This is a genomic window from Massilia timonae CCUG 45783, assembly GCF_000315425.1.
Lineage (GTDB): Bacteria > Pseudomonadota > Gammaproteobacteria > Burkholderiales > Burkholderiaceae_D > Telluria > Telluria timonae.
The window spans coordinates 586,886-613,570 of sequence record NZ_JH992923.1; the positions used below are offsets into that span (position 1 = coordinate 586,886).

A 26,685-nucleotide genomic window follows, 5' to 3' on the forward strand; every position below is an offset into this window, starting at 1 on the left:
AGAGCATGGAACTGAATGGCAGACGGCTGATCGTTACCGGCGCGGCCGGCGGGATCGGCGCCAGCGTGCTGCGCGGCCTGGTAGCGGCCGGGGCGCGGGTGGCCGCGATGGATGTCAACGACGCGGCAGGGAGCGAAGAGGTGGCCCGTGCCGACGCGGCCGGCCCCGGGTCGGCACGCTACTACCGCTGCGACGTGCGGCGGCGCGCCGAGGTCGATGCCGCTTTCGAGGCCGCCGCCGCATGGCTCGGCGGGCTGGATGGGCTCGTGAATATCGCCGGGATCGAGCGCGCGGCGCCGGCCGAATCGATCGGCGACGCCGACTGGGACCTGATGTTCGACGTGAATGCGCGCGGCACGCTCAACACCAACCAGGCGGCCTTTCCTTACCTGAGCGCGAAAGGTGGCCGGATCCTGAACTTCGGGTCGGCTGCAGGCGTGATGGGATTGCCCGGTTGCGCCCACTATTCGGCCGCCAAGGCGGCCGTGCTGGGCTGGACCCGCACCGTGGCCAAGGAATGGGGAAGGTACGGCATCAGCGTGAACGCGGCCGCGCCGGGAATGTGGACGCCGATGTACGAGGCACACCGGGCGCGCATGGACGCCGAGGCGCTCGCCGCGCACGACAGGATGATGGCCGGCCTGATTCCGCTCGGGGGCAGGCTGGGCGACCCGGACCGTGACATGACGCCTTTCGTCGTCTTCATGATGGGCGAGGGCGCGCGCTTCATCACCGGCCAGACGCTCGCCGTGGACGGGGGACTGATGATCCCTTGACGCCGGGCGCATGCCCGGAACTGCTTGGCAATTCTCCAGAAATAGAGCACTATCTGCAAAAGTGTTCAACAAATGGCCGGCCGCGCGCCGGACGACAACAGGAGGATGACAACATGAGCAGTGTGAAGGAAGTGAGCCTCGAGAGCGCCTATTCGGGCGTGGCCGACAATTACCGCGGCGAGAACGTCGACCTGCATGCGATCTACCGCGACATGCGCAGGAACTCGCCGATCATCGCCGAGAACTTCATGGGTAGGCTGGGCGTGCCGAACATCGCCGGGCTGGACCCGAACCGGCCGACCTTCACGGTGTTCAAGTACAAGGAAACCATGGCGGTGCTGCGCGATGCCGCCAACTACACCAGCGGCTTCATTGCCGAAGGCCTGGGCGCGTTCTTCGACGGCCTGATCCTGACCGGCATGGACGGCGAGGCGCACAAGAAGGCGCGTGCGCTGCTGCAGCCGATCTTCATGCCCGAAGTGGTCAACAGCTGGCGCGATTCGAAGATGGATCCGATCCTGCGTAACGAGTTCCTGCTTCCGCTGGTCCCGAAGAAGAAGGCCGACCTGATGGAATTCGGCCTGTATTTCCCGATCCGCCTGATCTATGCCCTGATCGGATTCCCCGGCAACGACCCGGACAAGATCAAGCAGTACGCGGCGTGGGCGCTGGCGATCCTGGCCGGCCCGCAGGTGGACGCCGAAAAGGCCGCGCTGGCGCGCAAGGCGGCGATGGACGCGGCCAAGGCCCTGTACGACGCGACCCACGAGGCGGTGGTCGAGGTGCGCCGCAATGGCGCCCAAGGCGATGACCTGATCAGCCGCCTGATCCGCGCGGAGAGCGATGGCCGCAAGTTCGACGACCATGAGGTGACCACCTTCGTGCGCTCGCTGCTGCCGGCAGCCGCCGAGACCACGACGCGCACCTTCGGCACCCTCATGACCCTGCTGCTGGAACGTCCGGACCTGCTCGAACGCGTGCGCAGCGACCGCAGCCTGGTGCCCAAGGCGATCGACGAGGCGATCCGCTTCGAGCCGGTGGCCACCTTCAAGGTGCGCCAGGCCGCGCAGGACCTGGAACTGGCCGGCATGGCCATCCCGAAAGGGGCCATGGTGCAGTGCATCGTCAGTTCCGCCAACCGCGACGAGGAAGCCTTCGAAAACAGCGAGGAATTCGATATCGACCGCAAGCCCAAGCCATCCTTCGGCTTCGGATTCGGTCCGCACATGTGCATCGGCCAGTTCATCGCCAAGACCGAACTGCAGGTGGCGGTGAACGCGATCCTCGACCTGATGCCGAACCTGCGCCTGGATCCGGACATGCCGGCGCCGCAGATCACCGGCGCCCAGCTGCGCGGGCCGAAGCACGTGCACGTGATCTGGGATTGATGTTTGGTCATTTGGTGAACAGATTTGAGAAAAGTGTTTAATAAATTGGATTTCTGTTCTAGAATGAAGCCAGAGAAAACCAAACGCTGGTTAAGCGAACACCTTCCTCGGAGACAACGATGAAATATGAAGACCTGATCCTCGTCAGCGTGGACGACCACGTGATCGAACCGCGCGGCGCTTTCGACCGCCACATGCCTGCCAAATTCAAGGGCCGCCAGCCGAAAGTCGAGACCGTCAAAGGACGCGACGTCTGGGTGTTCGAAGACAAGGCGACCGGCTACATGGGGCTGAATTCGGTGGTCGGCCGCCCGAAGGAAGAATATGGCATGGAGCCGCTTTCCTACGAGCAGATGCGGCGCGGCACCTGGGACATCAAGGCGCGTGTCGACGACATGAACGCCAACGGCGTACTGGGCTCGCTGTGCTTCCCGACATTCCCGGGTTTTGCCGGACAGCGCTTCCAGGTGATGAACGACCGCGAGGTCAGTCTCGCCGCGATCCAGGCCTACAACGACTGGCACCTGCACGACTGGTGCAACGCGGCGCCGGGCCGCTTCATCCCGCTGATGATGGTGCCCTGGTGGGACATGCAGGCAGCCGCCGCCGAGGTCAAGCGCCTCGCGGACCAGGGCGTGCATGCGCTGACCCTGTCCGACAACCCGACCGTGCACGGCTATCCGTCGATCCACAACGCACACTGGGATCCGTTGTGGAAGGCCTGTGCCGACAACGACGTCGTCATCTGCTGCCACATCGGCACCGGCGTCAAGGCGGCGCACGCCTCGGACGAGTCGCCCATCGACGCCTGGATCACCTCGATGCCGATCTCGATCTCCAACTCGGCAGCCGACTGGATCTGGGCGCCGATGTGGAAGAAGTATCCGAAGCTGCGCATGGCCCTGTCCGAAGGCGGCATCGGCTGGATTCCCTACCTGCTCGAGCGCGCCGACTTCACGCACAGCCATCACCACGAGTGGACCAACTCGAACTTCGGCAACAAGAAACCGAGCGACATCTTCAACGAACACATCATCACCTGCTTCATCGAGGATGCGTTCGGCCTGAAGAACCTCGACTCGATCAATGTCGACAAGGTCACCTGGGAATGCGACTACCCGCATTCCGACTGCACCTGGCCGAATTCGGCAAACGTGTTCTGGAGCCAGGCGCAGCACCTGTCGGACGAGGTCATCAACAAGATCACGCACCTGAACGCGATGCGCGAGTTCTCCTACGATCCGTTCTCGATCCTCGGACGCGAGAACTGCACCGTCGGCGCCCTGAAGGCGCAAGCCACCCACGTGAGCATCGAGCCGGCCCTCGGCCTGGGCGGCGCCGCGCCGGAGCGCGATCCGAGCCGTCCGGTCACCTCGGGCGACATCAACAAGATGTTTGCCGCCGCCGACGCGCAGACCGCGCTCTGAGCATCTGCCGGGGAGGGTAGGGCTTCCCCTGAGTCCTGTCCGCGTCGCCAGCCGGCGCTTCCGCGTGGCCCGAGGGTCGCGCCGGACGCGTGCGGCCGCGCGGTACAGGCGCATCGACTCCACCGCATGACCGACCATGTCCATTGACCAGTTCAAGTTCAGTCCCATCCCGCCGGAGGCCGAAGCCATTCGCGCCGATGTACGCCGCTTCCTTGCGGAGGCCCTGGCGGATTATCCGCCCACCCGGCGCGCCGAATCCTGGATGGGATTCGACGCCGCCTTCAGCCGCCGCCTAGGCGAGCGCGGCTGGATCGGCATGGCGCTGCCGAAGCGTTACGGCGGCGCCGATGCCAGCCCCTTTACCCGCTATGTGGTGATCGAGGAACTGCTGGCGGCAGGTGCCCCGGTGTCGGCCCACTGGTTCGCCGACCGCCAGAGCGGGCCGCAGATCCTGCACTACGGCACCGACGCCCAGAAGGCCTTCCACCTGCCGGCCATCTGTCGCGGCGAGCGCTTCTTCTGCATCGGCATGAGCGAGCCGAACTCCGGTTCCGACCTGGCCTCGATCCGCACCAGTGCGCGCCGGATGGGCGACAAGTGGGTGGTCAATGGCCAGAAGGTCTGGACCACCAACGCCCACCGTTCGCACTACATGATCGCGCTGGTCCGGACCGATCCGGACAGCAAACGCAACGAGGGCCTGTCGCAGTTCATCATCGACCTGAGCCTGCCCGGCATCACGATCCGTCCGATCAGGGACCTGACCGGCGCCAGCCATTTCAACGAGGTGTTTTTCGACGGGCTGACGCTGGACGCGGATGCCCTGATCGGCACCGAGGGGCAGGGCTGGGCCCAGGTGACCGCCGAACTGGCGTTCGAGCGTAGTGGTCCCGAGCGCTTCCTCAGTTCGATCGCCCTGCTCGAGACCCTGATCGCCGAGGTCGGCCGCCAGCCGGACGCGCTGCAGGCGAAGGAGATCGGCCGCCTGGCTGCACGCCTGGTCACCCTGCGCCAGATGTCGCTGGCGGTGACGGCGCAGCTGGCCGCCGGCCGCAACCCCGCCTGGGAAGCCTCGGTGGTCAAGGACCTGGGCACCAGCTTCGAGCAGGAACTACCGGAACTCGCCCAGCTGTTGCTGGACGTGGCGCCGGCCACGCGCGGCTCGAGCGAGCACGCGCGGGTGCTGGCCTACCTGACCCAGGAGGCCCCTTCATTTTCACTGCGCGGCGGTACGCGCGAAATTCTCCGCGGGATCATCGCGCGCGGAATGGGAATGCGCTAATCATGAGACAAATGTTCGATTCTACGGTCGAGCGCCTGTTCGCCGACCTGGCCAGCCCCGTAGCGGTGCTGGCATGCGAAGACGGTTCCTGGCCGCAGGCGATGTGGGCGGCCGTCGAGGAGTCCGGCTTTCCGCTGGCCCTGGCGCCCGAATCGCTGGGCGGCGCCGGAGCCGGCTGGGCCGACGTGTGCGGCGTGGTCCGCCTGGCCGGGCGCCATAACCTGCCGCTGCCGCTGCCCGAGGCCATGCTGGCCAACTGGCTGCTCGGCGCGGCCGGACTGGCGCCGGCGCCGGGCGCGGTCAGCATCGCAGGCACGGGTTCGCTGCGCCTGCAAGGCGGCGTGGTGAGCGGCGAGGCGATTGAAGTGCCCTGGGGCGGGACGGTGCCCTTCGTGGTGGCGGTGACGGGCGGCGCCGAGCCGGCCGTCGTGCTGCTGCCGACCGAAGCGGCGCGACGCCTGGAGAGCGCGAATACGGCGGCGGAGCCGCGCACCACGCTGTCGTTTCAGGACGCGGCGCCGGCCGCGCGGGCCCCCTTGCCGTCGGGCTGGCCAACGGACGTGCTGCTGCTTGGCGGGGCGATGATACGCGCGGCCCAGATCGCGGGCGCGCTCGAAGCCGTGCTGGAGATGGCGACCGGCTACGCCTCCGAACGGGTCCAGTTCGGCAAGCCGATCGGCAGCTTCCAGGCCATCCAGCACCAGGCCGCGCTGCTCGCCGAGCACGCCGCGGCGACGGTCATGGCGGCCGAAGCCGCGTTCGCGGCGGCCGAGACGCGCATCGTGCGGCTGCCGGCGATCGCCGCCAAGATCTGCGCTTCCGAGGCGGCCGGCATCGGCGCCGGCGTCGCGCACACGGTCCACGGCGCGATCGGGTTCACCCATGAGCATGCGCTGCACCTGAGCACCCGCCGCCTGTGGTCCTGGCGCAGCGAATTCGGATCTGCGACCGCGTGGTCGCAGCAACTTGGCAGGGCCGTGTGCGCCGCCGGGCCGGCAGGCTTCTGGCCCGGCGTGACCGACGGCCATTTCGACACCCTGATGGAGCAGCGCTCATGAAACCCTTTCTGATCCTGGAGCGCGATGGCGCCATCCTGACCGTCCGCATGGACAGTCCCGAGACGCGCAATGCCTTAAGCGCCCCGCCGCAGATGCAGGAGTTCGTCGACATGTGCGCGATGGTGCGGGCGGACCGCGGCATCAAGGTGGTGGTCCTGACCGGCAACGGCCCGGCCTTCTGCGCCGGCGGCAACGTCAAGGACATGGCCGAGCGCGGCGGCATCTTCGCCGGCTCGCCCTACGAAGTGAGCGAAAGCTACCGCAACGGCATCCAGCGTATTCCGCTGTGCCTGTACACGCTGGACGTACCGGTGATCGCCGCCATGAACGGTCCGGCCATCGGCGCCGGCCTGGACCTGGCCTGCATGTGCGACGTGCGCATTGCGGCCGACACCGCGAAATTCGCCGAAAGCTTCGTCAAGCTGGGCATCGTACCGGGAGACGGCGGGGCCTGGCTGCTGCCGCGCATCGTCGGCATGCCCAAGGCGAGCCTGATGGCGCTCACCGGCGACACCATCGATGCCGCGACCGCCCTGGCCTGGGGGCTGGTGACGGAAGTCGTGCCCGCCGCTGAACTGGAAGCCAGCGCCCTCGCCATTGCCCGGCGCATGGCGGCCAACCCGTCGCACGGGCTGCGCCTGACCAAGCGGCTGCTGCGCGAAGGGCAGCACATGCGCCTCGACTCGCTGCTGGAGATGTCGGCCGCCTTCCAGGCGCTGGCCCACCACACCGAGGACCATGCGGAAGCAGTATCCGCCTTCCTCGGCAAGCGCAAACCGCGATACCAGGGGCGCTAGGCCCACGCACTACCCAGAATCAGGAGAAGCAGCATGCGCAGTGTTTTTCGCGAAGACCATCACATGTTCCGCGAGATGGCCCGGCGGTTCATCGAGAACGAAATCGTGCCCCACCTGGCGGAGTGGGAGCACGCAGGCATCGTCCCCAAGTCGGTGTGGCGCAAGGCGGGCGAAGTGGGCCTGCTGTGCTCCACCGTGCCCGAGGAGTACGGCGGCGCCGGCGGCGACTTCGGCCACTCGGCCGTGATGATCGAGGAGCTGGCGCGGGTGAATGCCACCGCGATCGGCTTCACCACCCACTCGGAAATCGTCGCGCCCTACATCGTCGCCTACGGCAGCGAGGAGCAGAAGCGCCGCTGGTTGCCGAAAATGGTCAGCGGCGAGACCATCGGCGTCATCGCGATGAGCGAGCCGGGCATCGGTTCCGACCTGCGCTCGATGCGCACCAGCGCGCGACGCGACGGCGACGACTACGTCATCAACGGCCAGAAGACCTTCATCACCAACGGCGGCAACGCCGACCTGATGGTCACCGCCACCAAGCTCGATCCGGGCGCCAAGGAGCTCACCCTGGTCTGCGTCGAGGCCGACCGTCCCGGATTCTCGAAAGGTAAGCTGCTCGAGAAGATCGGCCTGAAGGGGCAGGACACTTCCGAGCTGTTCTTCGACGAGGTGCGGGTGCCGGCCGCGAACCGCCTGGGCGAGGAGAACAAGGGCTTCGGCTACCTGACCCACCAGCTGGCCTGGGAGCGCACCATCATCGGCCTGCGCGCCGCCGCATCGATCGATGCGCTGCTCGAAGACACGCTGGCCTACGTCCGCGAGCGCAAGGTGTTCGGCAAGACCGTGTTCGACTTCCAGAACACCAAATTCAAGCTGGCCGAATGCAAGGCCCAGGCCACGATGCTGCGCGTGTTCGTCGACGACTGCCTGGCGAAGGCGATGCGCGGCGAGCTGTCGGCGGAAGTGGGCGCCATGTGCAAGCTGATGGGGTCGGAAATGCAGGGCAGGGTGCTGGACGAGCTGCTTCAGCTGCATGGCGGGTACGGATTCATGAGCGAATACAAGATCAGCCGCGCGTGGGTCGATGCGCGCGTCGCCAGGATCTACGGCGGCACGTCGGAGATCATGAAAGAGATCATCGCGCGCTCTCTGTAGCTCCGAATTCACGGCGAACTACTTTTCCACGATCTTTTCATTGAACTTCCCGACCGAGGCCCGCTATGAACTCGCCCCTTAGCCCTGCCGCCGGCGCTGCGCTGCGCGCCGTCACCCTGGACGATAAATACACCGTCGACAAGGGACAGATATTCCTGAGCGGCGTCCAGATGCTGGCGCGCCTGCCGATGCTGCAGAAGGCGCGCGACCTGCGTGCCGGGCTGAACACCGCCGGCTATGTCTCCGGCTACCGCGGCTCGCCCCTCGGCGGACTCGACCAGGCGCTGTGGAAGGCGAAGAAGCACCTGGAACAGCACGATGTCGTGTTCCAGCCCGGCCTGAACGAAGACCTCGCCGCAACCGCGGTATGGGGCACCCAGCAGGTGAACCTGTACGAAAGCGCAACCCGCGACGGCGTGTTCGGCATGTGGTACGGGAAGGGGCCGGGCGTCGACCGCTCGGCCGACGTCCTCAAGCACGCCAACTCGGCAGGCACGTCTCCCAAGGGCGGGGTGCTGATGCTGGTTGGCGACGACCATGCGGCCAAGTCCTCCACCGTGGCGCACCAGTCCGAACACCTGCTGGTTGCCTGCGGCATCCCGGTGCTGTATCCGTCCAGCGTGCAGGAGTTCCACGACTATGGCCTGCACGGCTGGGCGATGAGCCGGCATGCGGGCCTGTGGGTGGCGATGAAATGCGTCACCGATGTGGTCGAGTCCTCCGCCTCGGTGGAGATCGACACGGAAGGCCTGCAGATCGTGCTGCCCCCGGCGCCGGCGCTGGAAGGCGGGTTGGGCATCCGCTGGCCGGACGCGCCGCTCGAGCAGGAGGCGCGGCTGGTCGACCACAAGTGGTATGCGGCGCTCGACTACATCCGGGCCAATCGCCTGAACCGGGTGGTGGTCGACGCACCAAGGGCCCGTTTCGGTATCGTCGCGGCCGGCAAGGCCTATCTCGACCTGCGCCAGGCGCTGGTCGACCTCGGCATCGACGATGACGCCTGCGCGCGCATCGGCATCCGCATCCTGAAGGTGGGCTGTGTCTGGCCCCTGCACGCCGATGACGTCCAGGAGTTCGCGTCGGGACTGCGCGAGATCCTGGTAGTGGAAGAAAAGCGCCAGGTGCTGGAATATGCGATCAAGGAGCAGCTGTACAACTGGCCGCACGCGGAGCGCCCGAGTGTCTACGGCAAGTTCGACGAGCGCGCCGGCGCCGGCGGGGAATGGTCGGCGCCGCGCGGGCAGTGGCTGCTGCCTGCCCGCTACGAACTGTCGCCGGCGCTGATCGCCAAGGCGATCGCGCGCCGTCTCGGCCAGGCCGAGCTGCCCGCCGACCTGCAGGCAGCCATCGATGCGCGCATCGCCATCATCGAGGCCAAGGAGCGAGAGGCGGCACGGCCGCGGGTGACGGCCGAGCGCAAGCCGTGGTTCTGTTCCGGCTGTCCGCACAATACCTCGACCCGGGTGCCGGAAGGCTCGCGCGCCCTGGCCGGCATCGGCTGCCATTACATGGCGCTGTGGATGGACCGGCGCACCGAGACCGTCAGCCAGATGGGGGGCGAGGGCGTCAGCTGGCTCGGGCAGATGCATTTCACCAGCGACCGCCACGTGTTCGTGAACCTGGGCGACGGCACCTACTTCCATTCCGGCCTGCTGGCGGTGCGCGCGGCGATCGCAGCCAAGGCGAGCGTCACCTACAAGATCCTGTATAACGACGCCGTCGCGATGACCGGCGGCCAGCCGGTGGACGGGACCCTGACGGTGGCCCAGATCGCCCAGCAGCTCACTGGCGAAGGCGCGCTGCGGGTGCTGGTGGTGAGCGACGAGCCGGAAAAGTATGCGGACCGCAGCGGATTGCCGGCCGCCGTCACGGTCCACCACCGCGACGAACTCGATGCACTGCAACTGGAACTGCGGGACACGGCCGGGGTGTCGGTGCTCATCTACGAGCAGACCTGCGCCACCGAGAAGCGCCGGCGCCGCAAGCGCGGCGAGGCCACCGATCCGCCGCGCCGCGCCTTCATCAACGCGGCGGTGTGCGAGGGCTGCGGAGACTGCTCGGTAGCGTCGAACTGCCTGTCGGTGGAGCCGCTGGAGACGCCGCTGGGCACCAAGCGCAAGATCAACCAGAGCTCCTGCAACAAGGACTTCTCCTGCGTGAACGGGTTCTGCCCGAGCTTCGTGACGGCAGAGGGGGCGCAGTTGCGCCGTCCGCAAGCCAAGGCCGTACCGGCAGCGGAAATTCCGGAGCCTACCCTGCCGGCCCTGGATGGCGTGTGCGGCATCGTGGTCCCCGGCGTCGGCGGCACCGGCGTCGTCACGATCGGTTCCCTGCTCGGCATGGCGGCTCACCTGGAAGGCAAGGGCGTCAAGGTCCTCGACATCACGGGGCTGGCCCAGAAGGGCGGTGCGGTGCTCAGCCACATCCAGATCGCCGCGAAGACAAGCCTGATCCATGCGACGCGGGTGCCTACCGGCGACGCGGCGGTGCTGATCGGCTGCGATGCGATCGTCGCCGCGTCGCTGGACGCACTGTCGCGGGTCCGGCGCGGCCGCACCCGCGCGGTGGTGAACAGCGCCGCCGTGCCGTCCGCGGCCTTCCTGTCGAACCCCGACTGGCGCTTCCCCGGCGCCAGCGCGGAAGCGGACCTGCGTGCGAGCGTGGGCGATGCCTGCGAGTTCGTCGATGCGAACGCGCTCGCCACCCGCCTGTTCGGCGACACGATCTTCGCCAACCCGCTGCTGCTCGGCTATGCCTGGCAAAAGGGCTGGATTCCGCTCGGGCGCCAGGCGCTGCTGCGCGCCATCGAGCTCAATGGAGTGGCGGTCGAGAAGAACCAGCGCGCGTTCGAGATGGGCCGCCTGGCGGCCCACGATCCGTCAGCACTTGCAGAGAGCCGCAGGGCGCAGGAGACGGGCGCGGTCGTGGTGGACATGCCCGTGACGCTGGAGCGCCTGGTCGAAGAGCGCGCCCGGCTCTTGCGCAGCTATGGAGGCGAGGCCTATGCGCAGCGCTACCGGGCCGCGGTGGCGCGCCTGCGCGCTGTCGAAGCGGATCTTCCCAGGCAGCGCCGCCAGCCGCTGACCGAGGCGGTGGCGCGCAATCTCGCCAAGCTGATGGCCTACAAGGACGAGTACGAAGTGGCGCGCCTGCACAGCGCGCCCGAGTTCCTGGCAGCCTTGCGTGCGCAGTTCGAAGGCGAGCCGGGCAAGGATTACACGCTGAACTTCCACCTGGCGCCACCGCTGCTGGCACGGCCCGGCGCGGACGGACGGCCGGCCAAGCGCCGCTTCGGCTCATGGATGATGCCGGTGTTTCACCTGCTGGCGCGCATGCGCTGGCTGCGCGGGACCGCGTTGGACCCGTTCGGCATGAGTGCCGAACGGCGTCGCGAGCGCCAACTGGTCGAGGACTATTTTGCCCTGGTTGCCCTGTTCTGCGAAACGCTCACGGACGAGCGCATGGAGACGGCGCTCGCGTTGGCGTGGCTTCCGGAAAAGATTCGCGGCTACGGCCACGTGAAGGAAAAGGCCATGGACATGGCCGACGAGAGGCGTGCGCAGCTGATGGCACAGTATGGCGCGCCCGTATCCCAACGACAAAAAGCCTGAAGGAGAACTGCATGAAAATACTGGTACCCGTCAAACGCGTGGTCGATTACAACGTCAAGGTCCGCGTCAAATCCGACGGCAGCGGCGTGGATATCGCCAATGTCAAAATGTCGATGAACCCGTTCGACGAGATCGCGCTGGAAGAAGCCGTGCGCCTGAAGGAATCCGGCAAGGTCACCGAAGTGGTCGCCGTGTCGGTGGGCGTGGCCCAGTGCCAGGAAACTCTGCGTACCGGCATGGCGATCGGCGCCGACCGCGGCATCCTGGTCGAAACCAGTGTCGAGACCGAGCCGCTGGCCGTGGCCAAGATCATGAAGGCGCTGGCCGACAAGGAACAGCCGCAACTGATCATCCTGGGCAAGCAGGCGATCGACGACGATTCGAACCAGACCGGCCAGATGCTGGCTGCGCTGCTGGGCTGGCCGCAAGCCACCTTCGCATCGAAAGTGGTGCTGGAAGACGGTAAGGTGACCGTGACCCGCGAAGTGGACGGCGGCCTGGAAACGGTGCAGCTCACCCTGCCGGCCATCATCACCACCGACCTGCGCCTGAACGAGCCGCGCTACGTGACGCTGCCGAACATTATGAAGGCCAAGAAGAAGCCGCTGGAAACCGTCAAGCCGGAAGACCTGGGCGTCGACGTGACCCCGCGCCTGAAGACCCTGAAAGTGACCGAGCCGGCCAAGCGTTCGGCCGGCGTCAAGGTGCCGGACGTGGCGACCCTGGTGCAGAAGCTGCGCCTTGAGGCCAAAGTCATCTAATCATACTTAGGAAAAGAACATGGTCGCACTCGTCATTGCAGAACACGACAACGCCTCCCTCAAGGGCGCTACCCACCACACCGTGACCGCGGCCGCCCAGTGCGGCGCAGGTGGTGCAAATGAGGTCCACATCCTGGTCGCCGGATCGGGCTGCGGCGCCGCCGCCGAAGCCGCCACGCAGATCGCCGGCGTCTCGAAAGTGCTGGTCGCCGATGCGCCGCACTTCGCCGACGGCCTGGCCGAGAACGTCGCCGAGCAGATCCTGGCGATCGCCGGCAGCTACTCGCACATCCTGGCCCCGGCCACCGCCTACGGCAAGAACATCCTGCCGCGCGTGGCGGCCAAGCTGGACGTCGCCCAGATCTCGGAGATCACCAAGGTCGAGTCCCCGGACACCTTCGAGCGTCCGATCTACGCCGGTAACGCCATCGCCACCGTGCAGTCGAGCGACAGCGTGAAGGTCATCACCGTGCGCGGCACCGCGTTCGACGCCGCAGCAAGCGGCGGTTCGGCCGCCGTGGAACAGATCGCAACCAGCGGCGACATCGGCAAGTCGGCCTTCGTGGGCCGCGAACTGGCCAAGTCGGACCGTCCGGAACTGACCGCCGCCAAGATCATCGTGTCGGGCGGCCGCGGCATCGGCTCGGCCGAGAACTTCAAGCTGCTCGAGCCGCTGGCCGACAAGCTGGGCGCCGCCATGGGCGCATCGCGCGCCGCGGTGGACGCGGGCTTCGTGCCGAACGACTGGCAGGTCGGCCAGACCGGCAAGATCGTCGCCCCGACCCTGTACATCGCGGTCGGCATCTCGGGCGCGATCCAGCACCTGGCCGGCATGAAGGACTCGAAGACCATCGTCGCCATCAACAAGGACCCGGAAGCGCCGATCTTCTCGGTGGCCGACTACGGCCTGGTGGGCGACCTGTTCGACGTCGTTCCGCAACTCGTCGCGGAAATCGACTAGGCCCGTGGCCGGTGGTGCAGTGCCGACCCATCGGCGTTCCCGGAATACGCCATGACTGCAAGCACTCCATCCACCGATCCATCTCCGGCCGAAGAGCGTCAAGTACACATCCACCTACGCAAGATCCCGCTGCTGGCGGGGCTGTCGGGCGAGGAAATCATCCTGGTGAAGCAGGAAATCCGCATCCGCCAGTACGGCAAGCGCGACATCGTGCTGCAAAAAGGCGGGCATGGGGATGGCCTGCTGTTCCTGCTCTCGGGGCAGCTGCAGGTGGTGAACGTAACCGAGGACGGGCGGGCGATTGGCCTGCGCATGCTGGCGCCGGGGGATTTCTTCGGTGAGATCGCGCTGATCAACAATTCCACCCGTACGGCATCGATCGTCGCGATGTCCGAGGCGCTGGTGGGCTTCCTGCCGGCGGCCACCGCGCTGCACTTGTTCTCGCACTCGCCGTCGGTGGCAATGGGGATGCTCCGGCACCTGGCCGAAAAGATCGAGCGTGACTCGGAGTTCCGATCCCTGCTGAGCATTAACAACACGGCCAAGCGCATCTACACCTACCTGGTGCTGATGCAGAAGAACAAGCAGGACGACCCTGGCGCCCCGGCGGTGGTCGAGAACCTGCCGACCCACCAGGACATCGCCAACATGATCAATACCAGCCGCGAGACCGTGACGCGCGCGCTGGCCGCGCTGGCCCAGCAGGGCATCGTGCAGAAGGATGCGAACCGGCTGATCATCATCAAGCCGGACGCATTGCAGAAGCTCGTCAAGGGCTCCTGACGCGCGCGCTCAGCGCTCGAAGATCTCTTCCGGCGTGCGCACGCTGGTGCCGAGGATCGGCCCGACCAGCTCATGTCCCCAGGTCGACAGCTTTTCCGGGTTCAGCTCGTAGCCGTCGTCGTGCCATGGCTCGAGCTCGGCGATGCACTCGATGGCAAAGCCGGACGGCGTGAAGTGATAGAAGGACATATGCGGATCCTGGACGTGCTGGCCCAGGGTCATCATCATTTGCAGCCCCTTCTTGCGCACCAGGTCATAGGTTTCGCCGACGTCGCGCACCGAATTGACCGTGATGCCGACGTGCTGGACCCCGGCCTTGCCCGGCCCGAAACCGTAGGCGATGTCGTGGCTGGTGTGATTGTTGAGCTTGGCGCGGAAGAAGCCGGTCTTGCCCTTGCCGGCCCCGGCGCCGTAATAGCGCATGCCCATGATCCCGGTGAGGAAGTGTTCGAGTTCCGGCGTGTATTCGGGGGTGATCACCACCACGTGGCCTACGCCGCGCTGGCCGCAGGCGAAACCGCCGTGCGGGCGGCCCGGCTGGAACGAGCGCGGCATCCATTTCTGGGCGTAGAACAGCTCGTGCTGGTAGCCGACCGGATCGCGGAAGCGCACCAGTTCCTTCACGCCGCGGCGCTCGCGCAGCGCCTCGTCCGCGACCGTCACTTCGATGCCGTGTTCGCGGAAGCGCTCGACGGCGGCCTGGAATTCCAGCTTGCCGCGGGCTTCCCAGCCGAGGTAGGCGAGGCGGTCGATCTTCCCCGGATGGAAAGCAATGCGATGGCGCCGGTCGTCCATCCTGAAGTACAGCGAGTCAAGATCGCCCTCGGGTGAGGCGCCGATCTGGAAGCCCATCACTTGCGGGCCGTATTCGCGCCATGCATCCAGGTTCGCGGTTTCGAACCCGAGGTAGCCGATGCCGATGATGTCCATATGTCTTCCTCCTCCTACTGTTGTTGTGTGATCGGTGCGCCGGACTAGATGGCGAGCAGGCCGCCGTCGACCACCAGGTCGGAGCCGGTCATGAAGCGCGCTTCGTCGGATGCCACATACAGGGCGAGCGACACGACTTCCTCCGGTTCGCCGGGGCGGTCCTGCAGGACGCCGTCGAGGATGATCCGGCGCGTGACCGGATTGTCGACGAAGGCGGCGGTGCCGGGCGTCCTGACGAAGCCTGGACTGATGCTGACCGCGCGGATGCCGAGCGGCGCGCCTTCGACCGCCAGCTGCCGGGTGAAGGAAACGACGGCGCCCTTGGCGGCGCTGTGCGCGCTGATCCCGGCGGCTTTCGAGCCGCCCCATGCGGCGGTGGATGCGATGTTGATCACCACGCCGCCGCGCACCCCTAGGTGTCGCCATGCGTACTTGGTGGTGAAGAAAATGAGGTCGAGTTCGTTACGGATGGTGTAGTGCCAGTCCTCGATCGACATGTCGCCGACCCCGCCGAACTTCGCAGCCGAGGCATTGTTGTACAGGATGTCGATGCGGCCGAGTTCCTCCGCGCTTGACTCGACCCAGCGCCTTGCCTGTTCATGGTCGCCAAGATCCACCGGCGCATTGCCATGCAACGTAAAGCCCTCGGCCGCCATCAGGCGCGCCGTCTCTTCGTGCGCGGCGCGATCGACATCGCAGCCGACCACGGTGGCGCCTTCGCGGGCGAACTGCAGGGCCGCGACGCGCCCCTGGCCGCCACCGGTGCCCGTAATCAGGGCAACTTTTCCAGCTAATCTATTCATGGATCATCCCAGCAGGAAAACGGGCCACCCGCGCAGGCGCCGCATGCGGCGCGCGAGCGGGCCGCATGTCGGGCATACCCATGGCGTGGACCGCCAGGGTTGAGATTCAGGCAGGCGCCTGGACCGCGATGGCTTCGGCCGGGCAGGCGGCGGCGCCTTCGCGCGCCGCTTCCAGCAGTTCGTCCGGCACCAGTTCGTTGTCGACATACACGATGCCGCCGGCGTCGAGCTTGTAGACTTCAGGGCAGAGGGCGGCGCAGAGGCCATAGCCGCAGCACTTGCTGCGTTCGATGATAACGCGGTGAAGCTGATGTTCGCTCATGATTCGTCTCTTTAATAATTATCCGACCGCTGGGGTCTGTGAGACGATTATGCACACAAATCGAAAATCTGTCACGTTTTGTGTGCGAGTGATTAGAACAGGATGTTGCCGGCTTTGGAGGCCAGCTTGCGCAGCAGCTCGCCGAGCTTTTCCACCCCGTCGCGGTCGTACTGCCCGCGGAAGGTGACGGCCGAGATGGCGTAGGCGATGGCGCCGCTGCGATCGTTCACCGGCGCCGCCACCGCCAGGATGCCGGCCGAGAAATAGCCGTCGTCGACAGACCAGCCGTTCTCGCGGGCGTCGGCCACCTGCTGCCGATAGTCCTCGAATGCGAGCGGGCGTGCCCAGCGCACCTTGTCGAAGGCGGCGCGCAGGCGCGTGTCGTCCAGGCCGAGCTGGGCGGCGAACAGGCGTCCGCTGGCGCCCATCAGCACCGGCAGGCGCTGGCCGATCGCCATGTCGATGCGCAGGTCCCCGGGACTCGTCTCTGCGCTGACCAGCACGATGCGGTCATTGCCCATGCGGCGCCACAAGGTGACCGTCACGTGGTGGGCCGCCGCGAACTCCTGCATCAGCGGCCGTACCACATCGAGGCGCTGGCCCTGGGTGACCAGGTGCTCGACCAGCTTGGCCAGGCCCAGGCCGGTGGTATAGGTCTTGGACAGGGGATCGAAGTCGAGCATCTCCTCGGCGACGAGGGTGCGCAGCGTGTTGAAGCAGGTACTGGGGTTGATCTCCAGTTCGCGCGCGATGTCGGCCGCGCGCTCCGGGGAGCCGGAGGTCGTCAGGAAGCGCAGGATGCGGATCGCATTGACGACCGGCTTGACCGTCACGCCGGTCGACGTGTCGGGACGCTCTTCGTTGCTGTTATCTACTGCCATGCGCGCTCCGGTAAGCGAAGGGCGAGCCCTTCGGCCACCAATCGCAATCTAAAATATCATTCTAAAGTTAGAATGGTTGAGCGGCAAGGACGGCGCGCGTGGCGTGCTAGTCTTTTACCAGCAGCAGGCTGCCGGCCAGCGGCCCGCCGCCGGACGCCACCACCGAAGCGTGATGGGGCGCCACCTGGCGCGCGCCGCCGCGTCCCCAGAGTTGGGTGCAGGCCTCGTGGACGTAGCCGAGCCCGTGGGTGCGCCCACCGGAGAGCTGGCCGCCGTTGGTATTGACCGGGATCTCGCCGCCGAGCGCAATGCGGTGCCCGCCCTCGACGAAGGGCCCGCTCTCGCCTCGCGGGCACAGGCGCAGGGCTTCCAGCCACATCATGGTCAGGATCGAGAAGCCGTCGTAGAGCTGCGCAGTGCCGACGTCGGCAGGCTTGATGTCGGTGCGCGCCCACATCATGTCGGCCGCATCGCGCGTGGCCATCGCGGTCAGGTCGATCTGGTCCCAGGACCATGGCTGGTGCAGGGCGGCGCCGATCGCCTCGATGCGGATCGGCGGGTTGGGGCCGTGCGCCGCCGCGTCGGCGCGCGACAGGATGATGGCGGTGGAGGCGTCGCAATGCACGTCGCAGTCGAGCATGCGCAGCGGGGTCGAGATCATGCGCGAGGCCATGTACTCGTCCATCGACAGCGGGGTGCGGAACACGGCCTTCGGATTGAGTACGGCATTGGCGCGGCAGGTGAGGGCGATCTGGGCCAGCTGTTCCGGCGTGGTGCCGTACTCGTGGAAGTGGCGCTGCGCATACATCGCCATCAGGTTGGCCCCCGAGAGCACGTTGAAGGGGGTGTACCACTGCCAGAAAAAGCTGTTGTCGCGGCCGACCGTCTTGTTGGTGAGCGCGCTGGCGCCCTTGTCGGTCTGGCGCCGGGTCGCTTCGGTAATGGTGCGGAACACCAGCACATGGCGGCACAGCCCGGCCGCGATCGCCATCGCGCCGTTGATCACGCCGGCCAGCGGCCCCGGTCCTTCGTAGCCGCCCCCATACCAGTTGACCTTCAGGCCCAGGGTGCCGATGAGCGCATTCGGACCGACCGGGGAGAAAGCATCGCCATTGTTGTTGTCGCCGGGCCAGCACGACACGCCGTCGATGTCGTCGCGGCTCAGTCCCGCGTCCGCGATCGCTTCCAGGCAGGCGTCGAGCGTGAGCCGCATCGCGGACTTGCTGGACGGGCGCCCGACTTCGGACTGGCCGATGCCGCTGATTGCGACGTCTTTTTCGTAGATCCGGTCGAACATCATGCCGCCTTCTCGAAAAGGGGAAGCCAGACATCCTCGACCTGCTCGAAGCGCACGCGCACCGGCATGCCGATGTGTACCTCGGCGGGTGGGGAGCCGACGATGTTGGTGACGAAGCGCAGTCCCTGCTGGTCCGCCAGCTCGACGATGGCCACCACGTAGGGTACTTTCAGGTCGGGGCGCCAGGGCTGGTGGTTGACGGTATAGGTGAACACTGTCCCCCGGCCCGACACCGGCCTGGGGCCGACCTCGGCGCTCAGGCACTGCGGGCACACCGGCGCCGGAGGGTGGAAGAAGCGTGCGCAGGCGTCGCAGTGGTGCATGCGCAACTCCTGCTGCGCGCCGCCTTGCCAGAAGGCGCTGTTGTCTGGAGTGAGCGCCGGGAGTTTTCTTGTCATGTGCTGGACTTTCGGGAAGATGCGGTGCAACTGCGACGCTGACGCTGTCGATGCAAGGATTCTACAACTATGTAGACAGAATTGGAAAATCTGTTTAAAGTTTTCAGCAAGTTCCTGCAATTGCTGTCCGTTGCCACCTGACCCGATCGGAAAGACCAGCCATGCCTGCACCACTCGACACCCGCATCATCGTCATCACCGGCGGCTTCGGCACGCTTGGCCGCGCCGTCGCGCAGCGCCTCCATGCCGACGGCGCACGGGTCGCGCTGCTCGACCGCGCACCCGCACCCCTGAGCGGCCTGCCCGCCGGCGCGTTTGCGCTCGGCGTCGTCGAACTGGCCGACGAACAGGCCTGCCACGCAGCTTATGGCCAGGTGCGCGAAGCGTTGGGCGGGATCGACGGCATCGTCAATGTCGCGGGCGGCTTCACCTGGGAAACCCTGGAAGGCGGCGCGCTCGCTTCCTGGGACCGCATGTACGACACCAACCTGCGCACCGCGGTGGCCAGCTGCCGCGCTGCGCTGCCGCACCTGCTGGCGCGCGGCGCCGGGCGCATCGTGAATGTCGGCGCGGCGGCGGCGCACAAGGCCGGCATGGGCATGGGCGCCTACGCTGCCTCCAAGGCCGGGGTGGCGCGGCTGACCGAAGCCCTGGCCGAGGAACTGAAAGACCGCGGCATCACCGTCAACGCGGTACTGCCGAGCATCATCGATACCCCGGCGAACCGTGCCGACATGCCGGACGCCGACGCCAGCCGCTGGGTGGCACCAAGCCAGCTGGCGGCGGTAATCGCCTTCCTGCTGTCCGGCGACGCCTCGGCGCTGACCGGCGCCTGCATCCCGGTGAACGGCCGGGTCTAGGAAGCAGGGCCGGCAAGCAGCGCGCCCGCGGGGGCGCCCGATCCACCACAAGGAGGGCCAGGCCGCCAGCGGCGGTACCGGCCCCATGGAGACAAGCAATGAGACTCGTTACCTACCGTGACGAACATGGCGCAATGCGCCCCGGCGCGCTGATCGAATCGGACAGCGCCATCGTCGACCTGAGCATCGCAGCCAGGAGCACCGGTCTCGGTGCCTGGCCGGCGTTCGGCAGCATCCTGGCCCTGGTCGAGGCGGGACCGGAAGCGATGGAGGAAGCGCGCCGCATGGTGGCGCTGGCGCCGAGCGCTGCGGTGATCGAGCGCGCGTCCGTGAAACTGTGCGCCCCGATCCAGCCGCCGCCCCAGATGCGCGACTGCTCCTGTTTCGAGCTGCACCTGAAGCAGAGCTTTGCCGCAGCCCGCCGCGCGCGCGTCGCCCACCTCCCGAATCCGGAAGAAGCGCTGGCCCAGATGAGCACCCGTGCCGACGAGCGCGTGGTCGCCACCTTCAACCGCCAGCCCATCTATTACAAGTGCAACCGCTTCGCCGTCATCGGGCCTGACGAGGACGTGATCTGGCCAGCTTACAGCAAGGCGATGGACTTCGAACTCGAATTCGCCTGCTACATCGGGCGCAAGGCGAAGGACGTCCCGCGCGAGAAGGCGCGCGACTACATCGTCGGCTACACGATCTTCAACGACATGAGCGCCCGCGATACGCAGGCGGTCGAAATGGGCGGCATGCTCGGCCCGGCCAAGAGCAAGGATTTCGACACCGGCAACGTGATGGGGCCTTGCCTGGTCACCGTCGACGAGCTACCCGACCCATATGACCTCACCATGGTCGCACGCGTCAACGGCGAAGAGTGGGGCAGGGGATCGACGCGCGACATGCGCTGGCAGTTCGAGGACCTGATCGCCCATATCTCGCGCTCCGAAACCCTGTATCCCGGCGAAGTGCTCGGTTCGGGCACGGTGGGCAACGGCTGCGGCCTCGAGCAGCTGCGCTACCTGAAGCCGGACGACGTCATCGAGCTCGAGGTCGAGGGCATCGGCACCCTGCGCACGAGAATCCGGCTGCCCTGAGCGGCACTGCAACAGTCACGCCGGTGCTACCTGCCGCAGAGCGGGGGCGCCGCTTCCACGACCTAACAGGAGACAATCATGGTCGCAACAAAGAACGGCGCGGCGATCGACTTCGCCGAGTTCAAGCAATCCTGGCGCGTACTGCTGCTTGCCATCACTGGCATCATGATCAGCATTAACGCCGCCCTGCTGTACGGCTTCGGCGTGCTGGTGATCCCGCTGCAGGCCGAATTCGGCTGGGAGCGCCCGGCGCTGCAGGCGGCGATCAGCTTCCTGTTCGGCGGCGCGGTGGTCGGCCTGCAGCTGGTCGGCTGGCTCAACCTGCGCTTCGGCATCAAGCGTGTCACCGTGGTGTCGCTGCTGACGATGGCGCTCGGCTACCTGGCCACGACCCAGATCGGCGGTTCGGTGTGGACCCTGTACGCGGCATTCTTTTTGCTGCCGATCGTGGGCATGGGCGCGCTGGCCGTGACCTGGACCCAGCTGCTCAACCTCTGGTTCCTGCGCAACCGCGGCCTGGCGCTGGCGCTGGGCCTGTCCGGTACCGGCATCACGGCCGCGGTCACGCCGCCGCTGTTTGCATGGGGCGTGGCGAACTGGGGCTGGCAGGCGCCCTTCGTCATCCTGGCGCTGGTCAATGTCGTGATCGGCATTCCGCTCACACTCGCCTGGTTCCGGCTGCCGGAGACGGCAGCCGCTGCCAAACCGGGGACCGCCGCAGCGGCCCCGCTCACGGGAATGGCCTTCCGAGAGGCGCTGGCCTCGCCCAAGTACTGGATCTGCAACCTGGCCTTGTGCCTGGTCGTCTCGGCCGTGATGGGTGTCGTCACGAGCACTGTGCCGATGCTGCGCGACCGTGGGCTGGATGCCGGCGCGGCCGCCCAGGTGTTCGCCTGGTTCGGCATCGCGCTGGTGCTGGGCCGCCTGGTGGTCGGCTACCTGCTCGACCGCCTGTGGCCGCCGGGCGTGGCAGCCGTCAGCCTGGCGCTGCCTGCGATCGGCACCATGATCTTCCTGTCCGGGAACGACGATATCGCCATGCTCAGCCTCGCGGCGGCGCTTGCGGGACTCGGCGCCGGCGCCGAATTCGACATCGCCGCCTTCCTGATGGCGCGCTATTTCGGGCTGAAGGACTACGGGCGCATCTTCGGCCTGCACCAGGGCTTGATCACGGTGGCATCGGCCGGCGCACCGCTGGCCTTCGCCGCGATGTTCAGCGCCACCGGCGGCTACGGGGCCATGCTCACCTACTGCACCGCCAGTACGCTCGCCGGCGCCGCCATGCTCTTGACGCTGGGCCGCGGTCCCCGGGCTGCGGTGCAGCCGCAGGCCGCGCGCGCCTGACCTGCCGGGCCCCCAACGGGGCCCGCACTCCATCTTGTAAGGAAACCAACATGTCGCTTCAATCCGTAGTGATTGCCGGCGCCGGGCACGCCGGCGTACAGGTGGCGCTGTCCCTGCGCCAGGAAGGCTATGCGGGGCGCATCGCCCTGGTCAACGACGAACCCTGGCTGCCCTACCAGCGCCCGCCGCTGTCGAAGGCCTTCCTGCTGGGGAAGATCAGTGCGACGGCGATGCAGTTCCGCCCCGAGGAGTTCTACACCGAGCAGCGCATCGAGCTGCTGGCCGACCGGGGGATGGCGATCGACCGCCAGAACCGGCGGCTGGTGCTGGCCTCCGGCGCGGCGCTCGACTACGACCACCTGGTGCTGGCCACCGGCGCCCACAATCGCCCTTTGAGCGTGCCCGGGGCAGGCCTGTCGGGCGTGTTCGGGATCAAGACGCGGGCCGATGCCGACGCGGTGGCGCCGCTGCTCAAGATGGCGCGCCGGGTGGTCGTCATCGGCGCCGGCTTCATCGGCCTGGAGTTCGCCGCGGTGGCGGCGGCCGAAGGGGCAGCGGTCGAGGTGCTGGAGCTGGGCGAACGGCCCATGGCGCGCGCCATCTCGCCGCAGATGTCCGAGGTGTTCCGCAACGCCCACGAAAGCTGGGGCGTGCATTTCAACTTCCGCAGCGCAGTATCGGAAATCGAGGGCGACAACGGCAGGGCGGTGGCGGTCATCACGGCCGACGGACGGCGTTTGCCGGCCGACCTGGTCGTGTACGGGATCGGCGTGGTGCCGAACGTAACGCTCGCGCTGGAAGCGGGACTGAACATCGACAACGGCATCAAGGTGAGCGCCAGCCTCTTGACTTCCGACCCGAACATCTCCGCGCTCGGCGATGTCGCGGCCTTCCCCTGCCTGCAGAACGGGTCGCAGCTGACCCGGCTCGAATCGGTGCAGAACGCCTGCGACCAGGGCAAGCTGATCGCCGCGCGGCTGGTGGGCAAGCCCGCTCCGTATACCGCCTTGCCGTGGTTCTGGACCGACCAGGGCAGCCTGAAGCTCCAGATCGCCGGCCTGGCGCTGTGCGCCGACAACCATGTGGTCCTTGGGGATCCGGCCGCCGGCCAGGTGTCGGTCCTGTGCTTCCGCGGCGAGCAGCTGCTGGCAGTGGAGTCGTGCTGCCGCGCGGGCGACCACATGGCGGCGCGCAAGATCCTGTCGCGCCCGCCCGCGCTCACCCCGGCGGTGGCGGCCGCGCCCGGCTTCGACCTGAAGGAATGGGAGGTGGCCAACCGCTGATGCATGCAGTTTGCCTGCCCATGCCATGCCGCAGGCCCAAGGCTCGTCGAATCACACTATTCCAACAACAAGCAGAGAAAGTGGAGACAAACGTGAGCAATCAATCCGTATCGGAAGTCCCGGGCGTTCCCTGTTCCCTCGTGCTGGCGGCGGCCCTGTTGTCGGCCTGTGGGGGCGATGGCAAGGACGCGCCAGTGGCGCAGGTGCCATCGACCCGGCCTCTGGCGCCTGTCCTGTCCTGCAGCACCAGCAGCCTGCAGGCGGGCGCCGCCGGCGCGACCCTGACTGCGGCTTCCCTGGTCACCGCATCCAACGGCGCCTCTTACTGCCGTGTCGACGGCCATGTCACCACGCAAGGCCCGGCGGCTACCAGCAATCAGGTCAGGTTCGTTGTGGCCATGCCGCAGTCGTTCAAGGCGCGCTACTTCTTCGCAGGCGAAGGCGGCTCCGCCGGATTCATTCCTGCGCCCGACGAGAAACTGCTGGCCGAGGGCTACGCGTTTGCCGGGAGCGATGCCGGTAGTCCAACGCCCGGGCTGAACTGGATGTTCGCCGCCGACCGGACCAAGGCCACGGATTACGACCAGCGCGGCGTGCATGTCAGCTCCGCCGCCACGCAATCCCTGGTGAGCGCCTACTATGGCCTGAAGGATGCCGCCAACGCCAACCGCAAGATGTACCGCTATTTCGATGGCTGCTCCGGCGGCGGGCGCATGGGCCTCGTGGCAGCCTCCATCTACCCGGACGATTTCGACGGCGTGGTCGTGGGGGCGCCCGGCCTCAACGTGAACAACCAGGTGATGTTCGGCAAGGTGAGCAAGTACCTGATCGACCATCCCGATGCCTGGATCTCGCCAACGCAGCTGCAAGCACTTGACGCCGCACTGTTGCAGAAATTCGACGGGGCCGACGGTGCCGTCGATGGCCTGATCTCCGACCCGGGCAAGGTATCCATCGACGCGTCGATGTGGGCCTTGTTCACCCCGGCCCAGCAGGGATTGCTGCGCATCGTGGTGGACGGGATGGACGACTTTGGACAGACCTATCCCGGCTTCACGCTGGGGAACCCGAACGGGTGGACCGCCTTCATGTTCGGCACCACGCCTCCGCCGTGGTCGATGAATCCGGCGGACGGGCGCCTGCCGCCTGCCAGCTACCTGGTCTTCGATACGACCTCGCGCGGCATGTTCGGCCCGACCTACGACTTTGCCACGCGATTCAGTTTTGCCGACAGCCTCGACGTCAATGGCTGGAACGCAATGTACAAGAACGTCTACCCCGCATCGGGAAACATCAAGGTGGCCAACCTGAACCCCTTCTTCCAGCGCGGCGGCAAGATGTTGTTCTGGCATGGCACGGCCGACAATGGCATCTCCCTGACCGACACCCGGCGCTTCTACGCTGACCTGGCCGCGGCGCAGGGTGGGCAGGCCAAGTTGTCCCAGATGGCCCAACTGTTCGAAGTGCCCGGTACGCAGCACTGCGGTGGCGGCATCGGTGCGCAGGACGTAGCGGCCCAGGCGCTGCCGGCGCTGGTCGACTGGGTGGAAAATGGAAAGGCGCCGGCCCAGTTGATCGGCAACCGCGCAGCCGGTGCCGCACTCCCGGCGCGCAGTTTCCTGCTCTGTCCGTCTCCGCAACGCGCGGTATTCCGTGGCGGGGTAGCGAACCCGGGCGGCCTGGACGTCAACAATGCGGCGAATTGGGACTGCAAGTCATCCTGAATGAGGCGCGCATGCAGCCGTCCTGGGCGCATGCGCGGGACGGCTAACTTCAGGCAGATCCTTCGGGAACAGTGGCGCTGTCGAAGTCGGCGAGCCAGGCCTGGTCGTCGCCGCACAGCGCCTCCGGCTTTTCCGTGAAGTCCCAGGTCGAGCCGACCATGCGGATCGCCTGGGGCGCCCGGTGTGGCTGCTGCGCGTAGCAGCGGCCTGTCAGGTGGGCATGAGGTTCCTTGTCGATGTCTTTCAGCCGGCCCAGGGAAATCAGCGCACAGCGGCGCAGCACCAGCGCCGCTTCCGCTTCCTCGGCGGGGAGGGTGCCCAGGGCCCAGCGCGCCATGCCCTGGCGCATGTCGATGCCGGTATAGGGATCGGGCCCGAGGATGGTGCTGTTCTCGACCGACCAGTCGAGCAGCAGCCGGCCATCGCGTTCGAGAAAGGCATGGGTACAGCCATCGATGTGGCGCGGAATCTCGATGTCGTAGCGCCGCGCGCAATCGCCACGCGCGGCGGCGGCGACGGCCAGGCCGGCAAGGTCGAACATGTGGGTGCACTGCTGGGTCGCATCGGTGTAGAGGTTGACCGAATGTGCGATGTCGTCCAGGCGCATGCCGGCCAGACGCTGCAGTTCCGGCGCTGCGCCCGGGCAGGCGGTGAACGGGTGGCGTGGCGCTTCTCCGCGCACCGCGGTCACTTGTCCGCCCTGGTGGTCGACCACGACGCGGAAGTGGTGGAAGTCATCCTCCAGTACGGCGCGTACCTGTCCGCCCTGGCGGTCATGGCGGCCCGCCATTTCGATTCGCCTGCGAAAACGCTGCATGTGTAATTCCTGGTATGGGTTGTTGGCACTAATGTGTACAATAACAGAAAATCTGTATAAGAACCTATGTGGGCATATGTTCGATAACGAGGAGACTAGCGTGGGACTGTTGAATGACAAGGTGGCTTTGATTACCGGTGCCGGCGGCGGCATCGGGCGCGGCGTGGCACGCCGCTTCGCGCGCGAAGGCGCCGCGGTGGTGATTGCCGAGATCGACCGCGACAGCGGCGCCCAGGTGGCGCGCGAGGTCGAGGAGCTGGGCGGACGGGCGCTGTTCGTGCACACCGACGTGCTGCGCAAGGAATCGGTGCTGGCCGCGATTGACGCGGCGGTGGCGCGTTTCGGCGGCCTCGACATCCTGGTCAACAACGCCTTCGTGCCGACCCCGAACATCCTCCTCGAGGACAAGACCGACGAGATGCTCGACCAGACCTTGACCTCGACCATCAAGGCGGCCTGGTGGGCGATGCGCGCGGCCCTGCCGCACATGCGCGCGCGCGGCGGCGGCAAGATCGTCAACTTCTATTCGATCGACGTCGAGCTGGGCGCCTGGCTGCATGCCGACTACAACACCGGCAAGGCCGGCATCGTCGGCTTGACCCGCAGCGCGGCGGCCGAGTGGGGGCGCTTCAACATCACCGTCAATGCGATCGCGCCGACCGCGATGGGGGCCACCTTCCACAAGCTGGCGGCCGAGAACCCGGGATTCGCCGAACGGGCGGCCGCCATGCGTCCGCTCGGACGCTGCGGCGACCCGGAAGAGGACATCGGGCCGGTGGTGGTGTTCCTGTCCAGCGACATGTCGCGCTACGTGACCGGGGAATCCTTCCACGTGGACGGAGGCTTGCACCTGCCCGGCTACAACTCGAGACCGGCCAACGTGCCGGTGCGGGAAACTTAGAAGCCGCCACGGGCGGCGATTCACAGGAAAGCACCAAT

24 protein-coding genes are annotated in these 26,685 nt (G+C 66.9%); 17 read left to right on the forward strand and 7 right to left on the reverse strand.

All coding sequences use genetic code 11. The annotated features are described in order from the left end of the window. Positions 1-5: 5 nt before the first annotated feature. The 11 genes from HMPREF9710_RS12700 to HMPREF9710_RS12750 all read left to right on the forward strand — a co-directional run bounded on the left by HMPREF9710_RS12700 (position 6) and on the right by HMPREF9710_RS12750 (position 14,002). Entirely contained in the window at positions 6-776 is a 771-nt protein-coding gene (locus HMPREF9710_RS12700; protein WP_005666907.1) for an SDR family NAD(P)-dependent oxidoreductase, read from the forward strand. Between the two features lie 113 nt (positions 777-889). Next, positions 890-2,164 (forward strand): cytochrome P450, encoded by a 1,275-nt coding sequence (locus tag HMPREF9710_RS12705; RefSeq protein WP_005666909.1) that lies wholly within the window; start codon positions 890-892, stop codon positions 2,162-2,164. Between the two features lie 119 nt (positions 2,165-2,283). Next, on the forward strand, positions 2,284-3,591 hold the full coding sequence (locus HMPREF9710_RS12710; RefSeq protein ID WP_005666911.1) for an amidohydrolase family protein: 1,308 nt from the start codon (positions 2,284-2,286) through the stop codon (positions 3,589-3,591). A gap of 136 nt (positions 3,592-3,727) precedes the next feature. After that, positions 3,728-4,873 (forward strand): acyl-CoA dehydrogenase family protein, encoded by a 1,146-nt coding sequence (locus HMPREF9710_RS12715; RefSeq protein ID WP_005666913.1) that lies wholly within the window; start codon positions 3,728-3,730, stop codon positions 4,871-4,873. 11 nt (positions 4,874-4,884) lie between these two features. After that, on the forward strand, positions 4,885-5,931 hold the full coding sequence (locus HMPREF9710_RS12720; RefSeq protein WP_218918199.1) for an acyl-CoA dehydrogenase family protein: 1,047 nt from the start codon (positions 4,885-4,887) through the stop codon (positions 5,929-5,931). After that, positions 5,928-6,728, forward strand: a complete 801-nt coding sequence (locus HMPREF9710_RS12725; protein WP_005666917.1) for a crotonase/enoyl-CoA hydratase family protein — start codon at positions 5,928-5,930, stop codon at positions 6,726-6,728. Before HMPREF9710_RS12720 ends, HMPREF9710_RS12725 begins: the two co-directional genes overlap by 4 nt. A gap of 33 nt (positions 6,729-6,761) precedes the next feature. Beyond that, on the forward strand, positions 6,762-7,886 hold the full coding sequence (locus HMPREF9710_RS12730) for an acyl-CoA dehydrogenase family protein (protein ID WP_005666918.1): 1,125 nt from the start codon (positions 6,762-6,764) through the stop codon (positions 7,884-7,886). Between the two features lie 65 nt (positions 7,887-7,951). Further along, positions 7,952-11,497, forward strand: coding sequence for an indolepyruvate ferredoxin oxidoreductase family protein (locus HMPREF9710_RS12735; protein WP_005666920.1), 3,546 nt, complete (start codon positions 7,952-7,954; stop codon positions 11,495-11,497). An 11-nt stretch (positions 11,498-11,508) separates the two neighbouring features. Beyond that, positions 11,509-12,258, forward strand: a complete 750-nt coding sequence (locus HMPREF9710_RS12740) for an electron transfer flavoprotein subunit beta/FixA family protein (protein ID WP_005666922.1) — start codon at positions 11,509-11,511, stop codon at positions 12,256-12,258. Positions 12,259-12,277: 19 nt separating this feature from the next. Then, positions 12,278-13,219, forward strand: coding sequence for an electron transfer flavoprotein subunit alpha/FixB family protein (locus tag HMPREF9710_RS12745; protein ID WP_005666924.1), 942 nt, complete (start codon positions 12,278-12,280; stop codon positions 13,217-13,219). A gap of 51 nt (positions 13,220-13,270) precedes the next feature. After that, positions 13,271-14,002 (forward strand): Crp/Fnr family transcriptional regulator, encoded by a 732-nt coding sequence (locus HMPREF9710_RS12750; RefSeq protein WP_005666925.1) that lies wholly within the window; start codon positions 13,271-13,273, stop codon positions 14,000-14,002. A 9-nt stretch (positions 14,003-14,011) separates the two neighbouring features. Here the strand turns inward: HMPREF9710_RS12750 and HMPREF9710_RS12755 are convergent, their stop codons facing one another. The 6 genes from HMPREF9710_RS12755 to HMPREF9710_RS12780 all read right to left on the reverse strand — a co-directional run bounded on the left by HMPREF9710_RS12755 (position 14,012) and on the right by HMPREF9710_RS12780 (position 18,633). Beyond that, entirely contained in the window at positions 14,012-14,932 is a 921-nt protein-coding gene (locus HMPREF9710_RS12755; protein WP_005666926.1) for a VOC family protein, read from the reverse strand. Positions 14,933-14,976: 44 nt separating this feature from the next. Continuing rightward, positions 14,977-15,735: an SDR family NAD(P)-dependent oxidoreductase gene (locus tag HMPREF9710_RS12760; protein ID WP_005666929.1), complete on the reverse strand. Its 759-nt coding sequence runs from the start codon at positions 15,733-15,735 to the stop codon at positions 14,977-14,979. A gap of 106 nt (positions 15,736-15,841) precedes the next feature. Beyond that, a complete protein-coding gene (locus tag HMPREF9710_RS12765) occupies positions 15,842-16,057 on the reverse strand; it encodes a ferredoxin (protein ID WP_005666930.1) in 216 nt (71 codons plus the stop codon). A gap of 92 nt (positions 16,058-16,149) precedes the next feature. Continuing rightward, positions 16,150-16,938, reverse strand: coding sequence for an IclR family transcriptional regulator (locus tag HMPREF9710_RS12770; protein ID WP_005666932.1), 789 nt, complete (start codon positions 16,936-16,938; stop codon positions 16,150-16,152). A gap of 106 nt (positions 16,939-17,044) precedes the next feature. Beyond that, positions 17,045-18,238, reverse strand: a complete 1,194-nt coding sequence (locus HMPREF9710_RS12775) for a thiolase family protein (protein ID WP_005666934.1) — start codon at positions 18,236-18,238, stop codon at positions 17,045-17,047. Next, a complete protein-coding gene (locus HMPREF9710_RS12780; RefSeq protein ID WP_040776562.1) occupies positions 18,235-18,633 on the reverse strand; it encodes a Zn-ribbon domain-containing OB-fold protein in 399 nt (132 codons plus the stop codon). The genes HMPREF9710_RS12775 and HMPREF9710_RS12780 overlap by 4 nt, the downstream gene beginning before the upstream one ends. Positions 18,634-18,794: 161 nt before the next feature. Here HMPREF9710_RS12780 and HMPREF9710_RS12785 point away from each other — a divergent pair, with 161 nt between their 5' ends. The 5 genes from HMPREF9710_RS12785 (at position 18,795) to HMPREF9710_RS12805 (ending at position 24,929) form a co-directional block, all read left to right on the forward strand. Further along, the gene (locus tag HMPREF9710_RS12785) at positions 18,795-19,493 is read left to right on the forward strand and encodes an SDR family NAD(P)-dependent oxidoreductase (RefSeq protein ID WP_005666938.1); all 699 of its coding nucleotides are present in this window, start codon (positions 18,795-18,797) and stop codon (positions 19,491-19,493) included. A 98-nt stretch (positions 19,494-19,591) separates the two neighbouring features. Next, positions 19,592-20,578 (forward strand): fumarylacetoacetate hydrolase family protein, encoded by a 987-nt coding sequence (locus HMPREF9710_RS12790; RefSeq protein ID WP_005666939.1) that lies wholly within the window; start codon positions 19,592-19,594, stop codon positions 20,576-20,578. Positions 20,579-20,656: 78 nt separating this feature from the next. Then, positions 20,657-21,922, forward strand: coding sequence for an MFS transporter (locus tag HMPREF9710_RS12795; RefSeq protein ID WP_005666940.1), 1,266 nt, complete (start codon positions 20,657-20,659; stop codon positions 21,920-21,922). A gap of 50 nt (positions 21,923-21,972) precedes the next feature. Next, the gene (locus HMPREF9710_RS12800; protein WP_005666941.1) at positions 21,973-23,205 is read left to right on the forward strand and encodes an NAD(P)/FAD-dependent oxidoreductase; all 1,233 of its coding nucleotides are present in this window, start codon (positions 21,973-21,975) and stop codon (positions 23,203-23,205) included. A gap of 92 nt (positions 23,206-23,297) precedes the next feature. Continuing rightward, the gene (locus HMPREF9710_RS12805; protein WP_005666944.1) at positions 23,298-24,929 is read left to right on the forward strand and encodes a tannase/feruloyl esterase family alpha/beta hydrolase; all 1,632 of its coding nucleotides are present in this window, start codon (positions 23,298-23,300) and stop codon (positions 24,927-24,929) included. Between the two features lie 49 nt (positions 24,930-24,978). Here the strand turns inward: HMPREF9710_RS12805 and HMPREF9710_RS12810 are convergent, their stop codons facing one another. Then, entirely contained in the window at positions 24,979-25,746 is a 768-nt protein-coding gene (locus HMPREF9710_RS12810; protein ID WP_005666945.1) for a DUF2889 domain-containing protein, read from the reverse strand. Between the two features lie 100 nt (positions 25,747-25,846). Here HMPREF9710_RS12810 and HMPREF9710_RS12815 point away from each other — a divergent pair, with 100 nt between their 5' ends. After that, a complete protein-coding gene (locus tag HMPREF9710_RS12815; RefSeq protein WP_040776565.1) occupies positions 25,847-26,647 on the forward strand; it encodes an SDR family NAD(P)-dependent oxidoreductase in 801 nt (266 codons plus the stop codon). The last annotated feature ends 38 nt before the right edge of the window (positions 26,648-26,685 follow it).

Excerpts from the sequence above, each read along its gene's own strand:
- HMPREF9710_RS12740 (WP_005666922.1), top strand. The coding sequence starts at position 11,509 with ATGAAAATACTGGTACCCGTCAAACGCGTGGTCGATTACAACGTCAAG.
- HMPREF9710_RS12755 (WP_005666926.1), bottom strand. The coding sequence starts at position 14,932 with ATGGACATCATCGGCATCGGCTACCTCGGGTTCGAAACCGCGAACCTG.
- HMPREF9710_RS12710 (WP_005666911.1), top strand. The coding sequence starts at position 2,284 with ATGAAATATGAAGACCTGATCCTCGTCAGCGTGGACGACCACGTGATC.
- HMPREF9710_RS12745 (WP_005666924.1), top strand. The coding sequence starts at position 12,278 with ATGGTCGCACTCGTCATTGCAGAACACGACAACGCCTCCCTCAAGGGC.
- HMPREF9710_RS12810 (WP_005666945.1), bottom strand. The coding sequence starts at position 25,746 with ATGCAGCGTTTTCGCAGGCGAATCGAAATGGCGGGCCGCCATGACCGC.
- HMPREF9710_RS12750 (WP_005666925.1), top strand. The coding sequence starts at position 13,271 with ATGACTGCAAGCACTCCATCCACCGATCCATCTCCGGCCGAAGAGCGT.
- HMPREF9710_RS12785 (WP_005666938.1), top strand. The coding sequence starts at position 18,795 with ATGCCTGCACCACTCGACACCCGCATCATCGTCATCACCGGCGGCTTC.
- HMPREF9710_RS12715 (WP_005666913.1), top strand. The coding sequence starts at position 3,728 with ATGTCCATTGACCAGTTCAAGTTCAGTCCCATCCCGCCGGAGGCCGAA.
- HMPREF9710_RS12770 (WP_005666932.1), bottom strand. The coding sequence starts at position 16,938 with ATGGCAGTAGATAACAGCAACGAAGAGCGTCCCGACACGTCGACCGGC.
- HMPREF9710_RS12760 (WP_005666929.1), bottom strand. The coding sequence starts at position 15,735 with ATGAATAGATTAGCTGGAAAAGTTGCCCTGATTACGGGCACCGGTGGC.
- HMPREF9710_RS12795 (WP_005666940.1), top strand. The coding sequence starts at position 20,657 with ATGGTCGCAACAAAGAACGGCGCGGCGATCGACTTCGCCGAGTTCAAG.
- HMPREF9710_RS12800 (WP_005666941.1), top strand. The coding sequence starts at position 21,973 with ATGTCGCTTCAATCCGTAGTGATTGCCGGCGCCGGGCACGCCGGCGTA.
- HMPREF9710_RS12725 (WP_005666917.1), top strand. The coding sequence starts at position 5,928 with ATGAAACCCTTTCTGATCCTGGAGCGCGATGGCGCCATCCTGACCGTC.
- HMPREF9710_RS12730 (WP_005666918.1), top strand. The coding sequence starts at position 6,762 with ATGCGCAGTGTTTTTCGCGAAGACCATCACATGTTCCGCGAGATGGCC.
- HMPREF9710_RS12735 (WP_005666920.1), top strand. The coding sequence starts at position 7,952 with ATGAACTCGCCCCTTAGCCCTGCCGCCGGCGCTGCGCTGCGCGCCGTC.
- HMPREF9710_RS12780 (WP_040776562.1), bottom strand. The coding sequence starts at position 18,633 with ATGACAAGAAAACTCCCGGCGCTCACTCCAGACAACAGCGCCTTCTGG.
- HMPREF9710_RS12765 (WP_005666930.1), bottom strand. The coding sequence starts at position 16,057 with ATGAGCGAACATCAGCTTCACCGCGTTATCATCGAACGCAGCAAGTGC.
- HMPREF9710_RS12700 (WP_005666907.1), top strand. The coding sequence starts at position 6 with ATGGAACTGAATGGCAGACGGCTGATCGTTACCGGCGCGGCCGGCGGG.
- HMPREF9710_RS12720 (WP_218918199.1), top strand. The coding sequence starts at position 4,885 with ATGTTCGATTCTACGGTCGAGCGCCTGTTCGCCGACCTGGCCAGCCCC.
- HMPREF9710_RS12790 (WP_005666939.1), top strand. The coding sequence starts at position 19,592 with ATGAGACTCGTTACCTACCGTGACGAACATGGCGCAATGCGCCCCGGC.
- HMPREF9710_RS12705 (WP_005666909.1), top strand. The coding sequence starts at position 890 with ATGAGCAGTGTGAAGGAAGTGAGCCTCGAGAGCGCCTATTCGGGCGTG.
- HMPREF9710_RS12775 (WP_005666934.1), bottom strand. The coding sequence starts at position 18,238 with ATGATGTTCGACCGGATCTACGAAAAAGACGTCGCAATCAGCGGCATC.